At 57.0% G+C, this 13,748-nt stretch carries 12 protein-coding genes; 8 read left to right on the plus strand and 4 right to left on the minus strand.

Annotated elements, in window-relative coordinates; translation table 11 throughout:
• Positions 1-220 precede the first annotated feature (220 nt).
• From EXR70_05995 to pyk, 5 genes are all read left to right on the plus strand, one after another.
• Positions 221-1,750, plus strand: a complete 1,530-nt coding sequence (locus tag EXR70_05995; protein MSP38023.1) for a peptide ABC transporter substrate-binding protein — start codon at positions 221-223, stop codon at positions 1,748-1,750.
• A 125-nt stretch (positions 1,751-1,875) separates the two neighbouring features.
• Positions 1,876-2,751 carry an alpha/beta hydrolase gene (locus tag EXR70_06000; GenBank protein ID MSP38024.1) on the plus strand — a complete coding sequence of 292 codons (876 nt, stop codon included), beginning with the start codon at positions 1,876-1,878 and terminating at the stop codon, positions 2,749-2,751.
• A gap of 80 nt (positions 2,752-2,831) precedes the next feature.
• Positions 2,832-3,833, plus strand: a complete 1,002-nt coding sequence (locus EXR70_06005; protein MSP38025.1) for an ABC transporter permease — start codon at positions 2,832-2,834, stop codon at positions 3,831-3,833.
• On the plus strand, positions 3,793-4,695 hold the full coding sequence (locus EXR70_06010; GenBank protein MSP38026.1) for an ABC transporter permease: 903 nt from the start codon (positions 3,793-3,795) through the stop codon (positions 4,693-4,695). The genes EXR70_06005 and EXR70_06010 overlap by 41 nt, the downstream gene beginning before the upstream one ends.
• A gap of 133 nt (positions 4,696-4,828) precedes the next feature.
• Positions 4,829-6,232 carry a pyruvate kinase gene (gene pyk / locus EXR70_06015; GenBank protein ID MSP38027.1) on the plus strand — a complete coding sequence of 468 codons (1,404 nt, stop codon included), beginning with the start codon at positions 4,829-4,831 and terminating at the stop codon, positions 6,230-6,232.
• A gap of 174 nt (positions 6,233-6,406) precedes the next feature.
• Here pyk and EXR70_06020 read toward each other — a convergent pair whose 3' ends face one another.
• Complete coding sequence (locus EXR70_06020; GenBank protein MSP38028.1) at positions 6,407-7,948, minus strand: phosphatase PAP2 family protein; 1,542 nt, start codon at positions 7,946-7,948, stop codon at positions 6,407-6,409.
• Between the two features lie 382 nt (positions 7,949-8,330).
• Here EXR70_06020 and EXR70_06025 point away from each other — a divergent pair, with 382 nt between their 5' ends.
• From EXR70_06025 to EXR70_06035, 3 genes are all read left to right on the plus strand, one after another.
• The gene (locus EXR70_06025; protein MSP38029.1) at positions 8,331-9,344 is read left to right on the plus strand and encodes a cupin domain-containing protein; all 1,014 of its coding nucleotides are present in this window, start codon (positions 8,331-8,333) and stop codon (positions 9,342-9,344) included.
• 84 nt (positions 9,345-9,428) lie between these two features.
• Complete coding sequence (locus EXR70_06030; GenBank protein MSP38030.1) at positions 9,429-10,175, plus strand: hypothetical protein; 747 nt, start codon at positions 9,429-9,431, stop codon at positions 10,173-10,175.
• 117 nt (positions 10,176-10,292) lie between these two features.
• A complete protein-coding gene (locus EXR70_06035; GenBank protein MSP38031.1) occupies positions 10,293-11,234 on the plus strand; it encodes an ABC transporter substrate-binding protein in 942 nt (313 codons plus the stop codon).
• On the opposite strand, the gene EXR70_06040 is transcribed toward EXR70_06035, so the two are convergent.
• The 3 genes from EXR70_06040 to EXR70_06050 form a co-directional block, all read right to left on the minus strand.
• A complete protein-coding gene (locus tag EXR70_06040; protein ID MSP38032.1) occupies positions 11,145-11,807 on the minus strand; it encodes an SAM-dependent DNA methyltransferase in 663 nt (220 codons plus the stop codon). The genes EXR70_06035 and EXR70_06040 overlap by 90 nt on opposite strands.
• A gap of 187 nt (positions 11,808-11,994) precedes the next feature.
• Complete coding sequence (locus EXR70_06045) at positions 11,995-12,963, minus strand: electron transfer flavoprotein subunit alpha/FixB family protein (GenBank protein ID MSP38033.1); 969 nt, start codon at positions 12,961-12,963, stop codon at positions 11,995-11,997.
• Entirely contained in the window at positions 12,964-13,743 is a 780-nt protein-coding gene (locus EXR70_06050) for an electron transfer flavoprotein beta subunit/FixA family protein (GenBank protein ID MSP38034.1), read from the minus strand.
• Positions 13,744-13,748 lie beyond the last annotated feature (5 nt).

Below are 13,748 nucleotides of genomic sequence, written 5' to 3' on the forward strand. Positions count from 1 at the left end.
TCAACCACGGTGATCTCGCTGCGATATACTCGTTGAATTACGTCTAGTCGTTTCTCGTCTTTCATTGTCAGGGTTGTCATCCTTCCACCCTGACATAATTACGTTGCCGTTAACCCCTGACATAATCACTTTGCTACAACAAAGGTTGACAACTTGCGTTGGAGCTGTAAATGATTTCGCAGCAAATCCCATATTCGGGTTGATTACGCTGGAGGAAGTTATGCTCACCAGAACGAAACATTACTTCGTGATCAGTTTTACCGCAGTCGCCTTTCTCTTAGGCAGCAGCGGCGGCGTCATGGCGCAAACACGGATTTCGATCGGCGTCACGGAAACCATCGACGCTTATAACCCCTATGGCGACAGCGTTTCGCTCATGTATGGCATCTGGAGCGAGATAACCGGGCCGTTTTGCACTTACAACTATACGAAGGGTGAATTCGAAGGCCGACTCGCCGAGAAATGGAAAGTGGAAAATCCAACAACATGGGTTTTCTATTTGAACAAGAACTACCAGTTCAACGACGGCTCGCCGGTAACCGCCGACGACGTGGTCCATTCGATCATGACCCGCATCATCAAAGATCCCCAAGCCAAACAAAAAGCCTCCGTTGCCCCTTTTGTCGTCAACGCAGAAGCCACCGACAAGATGACGGTGAAGGTGACCACCAACAAACCCATCGCTCCGCTGCTGGACTTTTTCTGCGACCGCTTAATCGTCACCAGCAAAGCGATGTACGACAAATACGGCCGCGACGTGGCCGATAAAGATCACATGATTGGCGCCGGTCCCTATCGCCTCAAAGAATTGATTCCGGGTCAGCGCTTAGTCTTGGCCAAGAACCCCAATCACCCCGAAGCCAAGAAACATCCCCGAGCGCCGGACGAAGTGGTGTATCGGATCATGCGCGAAACCGAGCAGCGAGTCACCGCTTTGCTCAACGATGAAATACAAATCGGCCAGTTCGTACCGCCCCATCTTCGTGCGCGGGTCGAGAAGGTGCCGAGTTTGCGCATCGCGCAGACAGACTCGATTGAGATCATGTTTCTCGCCATGCAGCCCAAACCACCCTTCGACAAGAAAGAAGTGCGCCAAGCCGTCTGCCACGCCATCAATCGCGATCAGATTATCGGAACGTTATTGGAGGGATTCGCGAGCCGGCTCGACGGGCCGCTCGGCCCCGGACAATATGGATACGATCCCAATCTAAAACCAAAGCTGAGCTACGATCCGGAAAAAGCGAAAAAGCTCTTGGCCCAGGCCGGATTCGCCGGCGGCATCGACGTCGAACTACAAACGCCGGTGGGACGCTATACTCTGGATAAGCAACTCAGCGAAGCGATGATACCGATGCTCAACGCGGTTGGCATCCGCGCTAAGCTCTCAACACCCGAGTGGGCAACGCTCTGGGGCAACGTGCAGAAGGGCACGGTCCCGTTCTACTACATGGGCCGAGGCTCGATCCAAGACCCCAGCCCGGCATTTCATCAATACTTCCACACCGGTGAAACACCGCGCATCGGCTATTCCAATCCAAAAGTTGACGAACTTCTCGATAAGGAACAACAGGAGTTCGATCCCAAAAAACGGCGGCAGTATTTGTCGCAAGCGATGAGCATCATCACTGAAGACGCCCCAGCCTGTTTCATGTGGCGGCATAAGTTGCTGTGGGGCTTGAACCGCAGAGTCGACTACAACCCGTTACCCGATTCGCGCGTGTATGCAATCGACATAGCGGTAAAGAAGTAGGGGCACTCTCCCTTCCCTCTCCCAGAGTCTCCCTGAGGGCGAGGGTTGAGAAACGTTGTACTAAGGGCGCGAATAATTTTTTAGTTTCAATCTGTAATTTGCAATTCCGAGCATCGTGAGGACCTATGAACGGTGAAAAATTCATTGATGTTGACGGTATCCGCACGCGTTACTTCGATGCCGGCAGCGGGCCGGTTATCGTGCTGTTCCACGGCGGCCATTTCGGCTCCCATGACGCCGCCGATTGCGCCGAGGACTGGAGCTTGAACTTCGTCGAGTTGTCAAAATGGTTCCGCGTCATCGCCGTCGACAGAATCGGCCAGGGTTTCACGGACAATCCGAAGCGCGACGAAGATTATACCTACGCAGCCGTCACCGACCACGCGTATCGGTTTATCAAGGCATTGGGGCTGAAAGAGGTTCATCCGGTGGGGCATTCCCGTGGCGCATACTTGGTCGCCCGGCTGACCCTAGAACATCCCGAGCTCTTCAAAACTTGTATCCTGGTGGACACCAACACGTTGGCGCCAGGAATCAGTAAAAACGAAACGGTCATGGCCAATCCGCCGCAACCGCGCCTGAGCCGCGAAAGTCAGCGCTGGATCTTGCAGAAATATTCCTACGGCCATGAGCATATCACCGAGGAATGGCTCGACGTGATGATGCGCGTGGCGGCTACCGCGAAGTATCAGGACGCGGTAAAAAAAATGGAAGATGTCGGCCTGCGCACGACCCGCTTCCTGCCGCATTTGGCGCGGCAGAAAGACGAGACGCTAGGCATCATTCGAGACCGCGGCCTCGGCAAACCGACCTTGTTGGCCTGGTCCTATCAGGATCCGACCGCGACCATCGACCAGGGCTACGCGTTATTTGACTTAATTACCCGCAACACACCCGACTCGCGCATGTACATTTACAACCGCAGTGGCCATTTTTCCTACCGCGAGCATCCGGCGGAGTTTAACGAGATGCTGCGCAGCTTCATCCAGCGCGTGGTCTAGTGAAAACGTTGCATCCACACCGATCGATGTCGCGGCTTGAAGTAGCCGGGCGACCGTGAACTTTTGGACCTTGCACCATCATGATCAGCTATCTCCTGCGCCGCCTCGCCGGCACCATCCCCGTTCTTCTGCTGATCAGCCTACTGGTCTTCTTACTAATCCACGCCGCCCCCGGCGATCCGACTCTGATGTTGCTCGGTGAAGAAACCAACGCCGCCGAGGTTGCCAGAGCCAAAGAACGCTGGGGACTCGACCAGCCTCTCTATGTGCAGTACTGGAAGTTTTTGCGGTCGGCCGCCGGCGGCGACTTCGGCAAATCGTTCAAATACGCCGAGCCGGTTTTAAATGTCATCAAGACACGCCTACCGGCGACCATCGAGTTGGCATTTTTCGCGATCGTCATTGCCACCCTGCTCGCCATTCCGCTCGGCGTCTGGGCCGGCGCGCGGCCCAACTCTTGGATCGACAACCTCGGCACCACCTTCGGCCTGTTCGGCATCAGCATGCCGAGCTTCTGGCTGGCGATCATGCTGATCCTGTTGCTCGCCGGCGTGTTGAATATTCTGCCGACCTCCGGGCGCAGCACCTACGGCATCGCCGGGCCGGAGCAGAGCGGCTTTTACATTTTCGACAGCGTCATGCAAAAAAATTGGCCGGCGGTGTGGGACGCGCTGACACACTTGCTTCTCCCGGCGCTGGCGTTGGGTGTGAACATGCTGGGCATTCTCATGCGCGTGACGCGTTCTTCCATCCTTGAAGTGATGAACGAAGATTTCATCCGCACCGCGCGGGCCAAGGGACTGCGCGAGAACCATGTCGTCTGGCGCCACGTCAGCAGCAACGCGCTGATCCCGGTGATCACCGTCGTCGGCCTTGAACTGGGCACGCTGCTCAGCGGCTCGATCATCGTCGAAACGGTTTTCGCCTGGCCCGGCGGCGGCAGTTTACTGATCACGGCGCTAAACGCGCGCGACTATCCCTTGGTAACGGGGCTGGTGATGACCTACACGCTGGCGTTTGTAATGATTAATTTAATCATCGATGGACTCTATGCAGTCGTTGACCCTCGAATCCGCTACTGAAAAATCCGCTGCTCTGGCGAAGCGGATGCCGCGGCTCCACGTCAAAGCGTTCACCGGCGGCGTGATCGTCATCGCCTTCATCCTGATCGGCATCTTCGGCCCGCTCGTCGCGCCCCACGATCCCAACAGGCAAGAGCTCACGGCGATGATGAAAGCGCCCCAAGGCGTCGGCGCGTCAAACGTTCTCGGCACCGACAATTTAGGCCGCGATATTTTTAGCCGGGTGATTCACGGCGCGCGGGTATCGCTGTTGATCGCCTTCGCCGTGGTCTTCGTCTCTGGATTTATCGGCGTTAGTCTCGGCGCGATCTCCGGTTATTTTGGCGGCAAGGTCGATTTTTTGATTCAGAAACTGGTCGAAGTCGTCTGGGCCTTTCCACCTCTGCTGCTCGGCATCACGATCATGGCGTTTCTCGGCCAAGGATTATTTAATTTAATTCTCGCGCTGGTCGCCCAGCGTTGGATTCCCTACTGCCGCGTCGTGCGCGGTCAGACATTGTCACTGCGCAGCCGCGATTTTGTCACCGCGGCGCGGTCCCTCGGCTCGGGACATTTGACGATCATCCTGCGCCATATCATCCCCAACTTGATTCAAACCTCGCTGGTGATCGGCACTTTCGCCATGGCATCGTCGATCATCGCCGAGGCGAGTTTGAGCTTTCTCGGCGTCGGCGTGCCGCCGGCAATTCCCACCTGGGGCACCATGCTCGCCGACGCGCGCATCTACATCAGCACCGCCTGGTGGCTGCCGCTCTTTCCGGGCGCGTGTATCTTCATCACCGTGCTCGGCATCAACCTGCTCGGCGACGGCCTGCGCGATCTGCTCGATCCGCGGCTCAAGCGGACGGGGAGCGGAATATGAAATACATGGAGTGATGGAGTATTGGAGTGTTGGGTTTTCGCACCCATCACTCCAGTACTCCATCACTCCAATTCTCCCTCTACTACAATTCCCGTTCGTTGATTCTCCCATCGACTCGTGTAGATTAATTGGGATGCGCCGCACAAAAATCGTTTGCACCATTGGCCCCGCCAGTTCTTCCGACAAGATGCTCGAAAGTTTGATCCGCGCCGGCATGAACGTCGCGCGCCTAAACTTCAGCCATGGCGATTACGCTTCGCACCGCCGGGTGATTCGCAAGATTCGCCAGCTCGAACGGAAACTCGACATGCCGGTGGCGATCCTGCAAGATTTGCCCGGCCCGAAAATTCGTATCGGCGAGGTGGCCGGCGACCGTGTGCGTTTGCAAACCCGCCATCCGTTCACGCTGACCAGCCGAAAGATTCTCGGCTCCGAATTGGCGGTCTCGGTCAGTTTTCCCGGTCTTAGCAAGGCGGTGAAAAAAGGCGATCCGATTCTGCTTGGCGACGGCGAGATCGAATTGGTAGCGGTCAAAGTCAGCCCCCACGAAGTCAAATGCCGCATCGTCGTCGGCGGCATTCTGGGCTCGCACAAGGGCATTCATTTTCCGCGCAGCTCGCTCAACGTTCGTGCCCTCACCCATGAAGACAAGAAAGATCTCGCCTTCGGCATCGCCAACAAGGTCGATATGATCGCGCTATCCTTCGTGCGCAACAGCCAAGACATCCTCTACGCCCGGCGCGAAATGAAAAAGCAAGGCGCCAATATCCCGATCATCGCCAAAATCGAAAAGCACGAAGCCCTCGACGAACTGGCGGGCATCCTCAAAAACGTCGACGGCATCATGGTCGCGCGCGGCGACTTGGGATTGGAAATCGCCCAGCAAAGAATTCCCGCAATGCAGAAGATGATGATCCGCGAAGCCAATCACCTTGGCAAGCCGGTCATCACCGCCACGCAAATGCTGCGCTCCATGGTGTGGAACCCGCGCCCGACCCGCGCCGAAGTCGCCGACATCGCCAACGCGATCTTGGACGGCACCGACGCGCTGATGCTGTCCGAAGAAACCGCCGCCGGTGAGTATCCGTTGGAAGCGGTGAAGATCATGGCCCAGGTCGCCGAAGAAACCGAAATGCTGCTCGATCCGCGCGAACGGTTCAGCGGCCTGCCGAAAACTATTCCCGAAGCGATCAGCTTCAGCGCCATCTCATTGGCGCGCGATCTTGAGGTAAAAGCTTTTCTCATTCCCACCACGTCCGGGAACACCGCGCGGCTAATCGCACGCTACCGGCCGCGCCAGCCGATCATCGCCGTCAGCCCCGATCCGCAGACGGTAAAAATGCTCTGCCTAGTTTGGGGAGTTTATCCGAAGCCTACCCGCGGCTTCAAAAACACCGACGAGATGGTCCAAGTGCTCCAACAAAGCGCCGTCGAATCCGGCTTGGTCAAGCGCGGCGATCTAGTCGCCATCACCGCCGGCCTGCCGCTGCATCAATCCGGCACCACCAACATGATCACCGCCAAGGTGATCGAATAAGACTTCGCGATCCCGTGCCCAGCGCGGCATAGCCGCAACCAAAAAAGAAAGAAAGTATTCACCACGAAGGACACGAAGAGCACGAAGGTCGGATAATCAATTATCCAAAACCTTCGTGCTCTTCGTGGTGAGATTTCTTCTTGGTCGAAGTAAATTGAATGCGATTCGCCAGCGCTAATGATGACGCGCCGGCTGGAAAACATTTTTCAGCACGTAGTTCGCCACCCGCCGTCCCTGGGCGATGCCTTCGGTCTTGTCAAAGGACCAGTGGATGCCGAGATAGATGCGGCTTTGGCCGTTCTCTTCTTCCGCTTCGGACAGTGAATTGAAGGTCCGCGCTTTCAACGGACGGACGTTACCGTCGCTGTCTTTGGTCAGACCGTTGAATTCATCCGAGACAAAAGTAAACGGAATGTTATCGGTGCGGTAAAAGCCGCGCAGCACTTGAAACAGCGCGCCGCCAAAACCGGCATGGCCGGACGGATAGGCGGGAAACGGCGGCGTGAAGTCGGGTCCGCTCAAATTACTCGCCGGTGCGCCGAGCGGTAAAAAATTCACGTCGCCCATCGTCATGGCATTGCCGTCGCCCAGGCCCGTCGGACCGCTGCCGACATCGGATTCGCGAATGCCGGTGATCGGGCGCCAGAATTGATAAAAATATTTCGCATCCCACACGGCGATGCCGGCGTCCGCCATCGCCACGTTGACCAACGCCAACAGGCGCGCCATCTCGATAAAGTTGGAATGCATTTGTTCGGCGATATGCACGGTGATCTGATTGTAGAGCCGCGGCGGCGCGCACAGACTCGGCGTGCCGTCGTAGGCCCAGAATGTGCCAATTTCAGTTTGCTCCGCGGTGCGCTCGGTCGGTGTCGTGATGCCGTCGCCGCCTAAGCGTTTGGCGTCTTCGTAGGCGTTTGCGTAAGCCTCACTGTCGAGAGCCGGCGGCGCCGGCGCGCGGAATTGATCGGCGGAGGACAGAACAAACGGCGTCACTTGGTTCCAGTAAGCGCCGAGCGCCAAGCGAATCTTGCTAATCGGATCTTGGCGCCATTTTCCCGGCAAGTCGCTGGTGATGAAATCGACGTTGACTTCGGGCTCTTCGTGATCCGAACCGTCCGCCGCGCGCATGGTAAGAATCGCCGCGGCCGCGCGATGACCGAGATTGATGCCTTTGGATTTCGCTTTTGAGTTGGGAATTTTCGCGAGATCGGCGGCCAGCTCCGCCGCAAAGCGCGGAACTTGCGATGGATAGAGCACGCTCAAAGTATCGTGTGCCGCCTGGGCCATGGCCGCTTGAATTGAACTCTCGCCAGGCTCGCGCGGCAATCCAGTGTAGCTCTGGTAGCCGCCGACAATCGCATTGACCGCGTCGAAAATTGCGAAATGCACGATCGCCATCGCCCGGCTGGAGCGCGTTGGACCGAGCTGCTCGCCGAACACTCGCGATTCATTGACCGCTACCGGCGTGTGATCCAATCCCGCGGCATTGATCGCAAATTCATTCCAATGACGCAAGCGGCCCATGGGACTGGTGCCAAACTGCTTGCGCTGTGCCGCGGCATTGGCCGCGGGCGCGCGGTAACGCTTGCCCCATGCCTTGCCAAAGCGATCTTCCGCGCTCGCAGCGACTCCTGCAAGGGAAACTAATAGGAGTAGCGATCCAAGAAGGGATCGATAAAGTGGTTGTCTATGCATGATGGCTCCTTCCGGCATAGCTCAAATAGCAATTGCCAAACCATCGGAGCTTGCAGCTATTTTTCCCTTGTCAGGGAAGTTTACTTGAACTTGCCAAGCCGGAAATGTTGGCGGCTACAGCAAATTCGTCCAACTGTGGAGCAGCGCTCGTCGATGATGACAGGCGATGTATAAGAATCGCCAAGCAACGGCAAGCCCCCTCCTCTTTCCTACCCCGCGCCTCGGGGCAGGACGAAAGATGGGGGCTCTGTGAACTCTGTGCTCTCTGTGGTGAAATATCTTCACCAACGTAGTGTCGCGAATTTCACACTCGCACACTGACATGCCGAGCTGAATTTCCGCCTTGCAACCCCAACGAGATTAGGGCTAGATAAGGCACATATTCCGACGGAGGTGATCCATGTCCGAAGCGCTCACAGCATTTGAAAAAGAACTCGAAAGCAAAAGTTTTAAAGGCTACTGGCAAAATGTTCAGGGCGACGCGTCGCGCGAACCGGTGGCTTCCTTCGATGCCTGCTTGTGGAAAGGCAAAGATCTTTTCGCCGCCATGGAGAAGGCCGGCGATGTCGTCGGCCTCGATGTTTCCTTTCGCCGAGTGATTCAGATGTGGAATCCGTCATTGAAGAACGGTACCACGCGGACGTTGGTTTTGAACTTGCAGATGCTCAAGCCCGGTGAAAACGCGCTGTCGCACCGTCACATGGCCGGCGCCATTCGCTTCATCGTCAAAGGCCGCGGCACGAGATTAATCGTCGAAGGCGAATCTTTTGAAATCGGCGAGGGTGATTTCGTCACCACGCCGAGCTGGACCTGGCACGATCATGAAAACCACGGCGAGAATATGATGTGGCTCGACGGCCTCGACGCGCCGCTGGTGCGCTTGCTCGAGACCGACTTTCACGAACCCGATCCGCGCAAGAAACAAACCGTCACCCGACCCGATGGCTACACGCTGGCCACCACCGGCCCGTTACGCCCAGCCTGGACTAAATCGAATGCCATCCAACCGCCGGCGTTTTGCTACAAATGGGCCGATACCGAAAGCGCTTTGAATAAAGTCGGCGAGCAGCCCGGCGACCCGTTCAACGGTATCGTGCTCGATTATTCCAATCCATTGAATGGCGGCCCAACCCTGCCGACCATGAACTGCCAGATCCACATGCTGCGTACCGGCGAAAAAACCAAAAGCCACCGCCACACCAGTTCGGACATCTATCATGTGTGGCGCGGCAGCGGCGTCAGCTACGTCGGCGATAAAAAGTTTGAATGGGAACAGGGCGACTCCTTCGTCGTGCCGCTATGGCAAAATCATCGCCACGAGAACACGTCGAAAGATCCAGCGATATTTTTCGTCATGACCGACAAGCCCTTGATGGACGCCATCGGCCACTACCGCGAAGAAGCCCAGGCGTAAATTAATTATTGTAGGGGCGCAGCATCAGCCCAGGCTGATCCGTCCTTCGGCGGATGCTGCGCCCGTTTCGCGTAAGGAGCCATCATGTTCAGCCTGGCGGCAAAACTAAATCCCGACGAATTCATCAAAACCTTTTTCGAAGCCAACCGCCAAGATCATCAGCGCCCGCCCCATCCTTGGGAAGAAATTTTTCGCAACGGCAAGTGCGCCAAAGAGCAGCTCCAAGGTTGGGGCAAAGAGCGCTACTACTTCACCAAACAAGTGCCGATCAAAGAATACTCGATTCTCTTCAACTGCCCGCACACCGAGGTGCGCCGCATGTGGTTGCCCAAAGCGATCGAAGAAGAAGGCGAAGATCTGATCGGCAAATCCGGCAAGGCCCATCCCGAATATTGGCTCGATGTCTGCGTCGGCATGGGCATGGATCGCGAGTGGGTCAGGAATTCGGAACCGCTCTACGGCGTCAAGTTCGCCGTCGATAGTTTCGCCAACGCCGCGTTTAAAACTTCCTGGCTGTTGGGCGTTGCGGTCTCTGAAGGCGACGACACCGCCAAGGCGATGTCCCGCGACCTCGACGTGTTCCGCAAACATTACAAATGGGTGCCCGACGACGCCCTGACGTTCTACAAGCTCCACGCCGAAGTCGACCAGGAACATGGTTTGCTGCGCAAAGAGATTCTCAAAAAATACGCCGACACCAAAGAGCTGCAAGAAGCCTGCATCAACGCCCAGCTGATGAAAAACAGCATGCGCTGGGTGATGGCCGACTGCATCTACATGAACTACGTCGTCCAAGGCATGAAGTGCGAAGCCACCAGCGCCGCGGCGTAGGCAGCAATAACTCCAACTTCGAAAGTGACATCTCCTTTATCTAATTCCTTCCCCCTCGACGGGGGAAGGTTAGGATGGGGGTGCTTCCGAAAACGCCGCTCAAACTTGGAGACCCGCATGATCGCTCGCATCCTTGCCGTCGCGCTATCGATCCTTTCTCACGCCTCTCTTTCCGCCGCCGCCGCCGTGCGCATCGCCTACAGTTCGATCAGCGCCGCGATGCTGCCGCTGTTTGTCGCCAAGGATAAACGTTTATTCGAAAAATACGGCGTCGATGTCGAGGTCACTTACATCCGCGGCGTCGCCATCGAAGCCCTGATCGCAGGCGAAGTACATTTCGTGCGCGCCTCGCCGCCGGCCGTGGTTCGCTCGACTCTGCGCGGCGCCGACCTCGCCGTCATCGCCAACACCATCAACGTGCCGGTCTTCTCGCTGATGACCCGCGCCGACTTGCGCCGGCCCGAAGATTTGAAAGGCAAAAAGATCGGCGTCACCAATCTCGGCGACTCGCCCGATCTAGTCTTGAGCATGATTCTCGACAAGTTTGGCTTGCAGCGCGGCAGCGATGTCACGGTACTGGCGATTCGCGGCGGCATGCCCGACATGATTCTCGCCTTGAGCAAAGGCTTCGTCGACGGCGGCATGATCTCCGCGCCGAGCAATCTGCGCGGCATCAAGCAGGGACTGCGTGAGTTGATCGACTCCGCCGACCTCGGCGTGCCCTATCTCAACTCGCCCATGAGCACCCGGCGCGGCTATATCAAGAGTAATCGCGACATCGTGCTGCGCGTTTTGCGCGGTTATTACCAAGGCGTGCAAGAAACCCACAACGACCGCGACGGCGCCATGAAAATTTTGGCGAGATACACCCGCGTCGACGAACCAGAAATCCTCGCCGAATCCTACCGCATCTACGGCCAAAAGTTTTTGCAGAAATCGATCAACGTCGATTTGGAAGGCGTTCGGCAACTATTGAAGACTTTGGGCAAAGAAGCCGCCGGAGCCGCAAGCGACATCGAGCAGCCGCCCGTGGAAAGGTTCGATGATCTCGACGATTAGGCGAACGATGCTGCTCGGCGTAAAAAACTCACCGCCCTTCTGCCCTTCCGTACGGGCGAACTCGCCGAGGAAGTATTCGTAGATGCGACCGAAGGCGTCGTATTCGAGACTGGCGGGAATCTCGGAAACTTTCTTCAGCAACTCCTTGAGCAGCGTGCTGTTAAAAATCTGATAGGTACGCGACAGCACGCCGGCGAGCTGCGGATTATGCTTCTCGATGTCGGCCATCGCGTCGTTGATCGCCTGGCCAATGTTGCCGCCTTCCGGCAATGCGAGCAGATGTTCAAAGCGCGCGTTCGGAGTGAGATAAATTACGCCTTCAGCATGATAAGCAGCGGGTTCGTCGATGCGCGAAGAACCTCGGCGCCCGGTCGCGCTCGCTTTCTCCAACTCGCTACGACGTTTAGCGAAACGAGCTTCGGCAAAGCGAAGAAAAATCAGACCGAGAACCGGCGTCGAATATTGCGCGGCGGTCAGCCCAGAATTGGCGCGCAACTGATCCGCCGCCGCCCACAGGCGCGTCTCTAAGGTATTGGTAGCGGTGTCTTTCTCAGACGGTGCGATCCATTGCATAGAGAGTCACGGGCTGAGCGGATATTACGCGATGGTACGGATCACTGACAAGAGCGGCAATTGGTGAAAGGAATAAAGAAAGGGCGGGTTTAAAACCCGCCCCTACCAATCCGAATTATTTTTTGCACCCTCTGCGTTCCGATCGCCCTGAGCACGGTCGAAGGGTGCGGCTAATCGATTTCCGAAGTTACGCGCCCTTGCGCTTCTTCAGCTCTTCAATCAACTGCGGCACGACTTTGAAGAGGTCGCCGACGATGCCGAAGTCGGAGTATTCGAAGATCGGTGCGTCGGGATCTTTGTTGATGGTGATGATGTATTTCGAAGTCTTCATGCCGGAGAGATGTTGCACGGCGCCGGAAATTCCGATGGCGAAATAAATATCCGGCTTGACGGTTTTCCCGGTCTGGCCGATCTGCATCGAGTAGGGCACCCAGCCAGCGTCCACCGCGGCGCGGCTAGCGCCGACGGCGGCACCGAGTACGTCGGCGAGATCCTTGAGCAAGCTGAACTGATCCTCGCCTTTGAGTCCGCGTCCGCCGGAGACGACGATCTTCGCGCCTTCGAGAGAAGGACCTTCGCGCTTGACGATCACCCGTTCCTTCATGTGGACTTTGCGCAGGTTGTCGCCCACTGCCGCCGGAACTTCTTCTACCGCCAAGGGTTGTTCCGTCAATTTCGGCTCGAAGGATTTCGGCCGCACGACTAACAGCTTCGTGCCCTGATTGAGCAATGTACTAGTGTTCTCGTAGCTCGCGCCAAGGGCGGGAATGGTCGCCACCACGCTACCGTCTTTCAATTCGAAATCGCCCACGTCGGTGATCGCGCCGCAATCGAGACGCGCGCTTAAATTAGCCACTAAATCGCGCCCGGCGTAACTCGAAGCGAACAGCATCACCGCCGGATTATGCTTTTGGATTAAACCGGCGACGGTTTCCGCCGCCGGCAAAGTTAAATAGTCTTTGTAAACCGCGTCGGCACTGCGATAGATTTTGCTGGCGCCATGATTGGCAAGCGTCTGTGCCGCGTCGTCCGGCGCCGGACCGAGCAAAATCGCTTCGGCTTTGCCGACCTCCGCCGCCTTCGTCAACATCTCCAAGCTGGTGGTGGTGATCCGATCGTCGATAACTTCCGCGTATACCCAGATTGTGTCCGCCACTTAAATCACCTTGATTTCAGCAAGAAAGTCCGCGATCTGCTTGCCGCCTTCCCCTTCGTCGACCACCGCTTTGCCGGCTTGCCGTTTGGGCGGCCGGCCAATGGTAAGCACTTTTTCCCGCGCGCCCTTTTCGCCAACTTGATCCGGCGACAGGCCCAAATCCGCCGCGGTAAAAACTTTGATCTCTTTTTTCTTCGCCGACATGATGCCCTTGAGTTGCGGATAGCGCGGTTCGTTGATGCCGCTGCTGCACGCGACCAAGGCCGGTAAGTTCGACTCGACCAGATCAAAACCGGTTTCGCTTTGCCGTTTGATCGTGATCTTGGCGCCGTCGACGGCAATTTCCTTGGCGAAGCTCAGCGGCGCCAGGCCGAGCAACTGGGCGATCTGCCCATGCACGATGCCGGAATAGCTGTCGCTGCTTTCGGTGGCGCAGATGACTAAATCGTATTCGAGCTTTTTGATCGCCGCGGCGAGCAGTTTCGCCGTGCCGAGGGTATCGGAACCCGCCACCGCATCGTCGAGAATATGCACCGCCGAGGTCACGCCCATGGCCAGCGCATTACGGATACCGATGGTCGCGTCGCTGGTACCCATGGTCACCAATACCACGGCGCCGCCGTGCTTTTCCGTCAAGCGCAAACCTTCTTCCACCGCGCTCGCCGCCGCCGGATCCAATTCATGGGTCACACCCTTGCGCTGCATGCGCTTGGTGTTGGGATCGATCGCGATGATCACGGTGCTGGCGGGAATAACTTTACCGCATACGACGACGTTCAATGTTT

Source organism: Deltaproteobacteria bacterium, assembly GCA_009692615.1.
Taxonomy (GTDB): domain Bacteria; phylum Desulfobacterota; class Binatia; order UBA9968; family UBA9968; genus DP-20.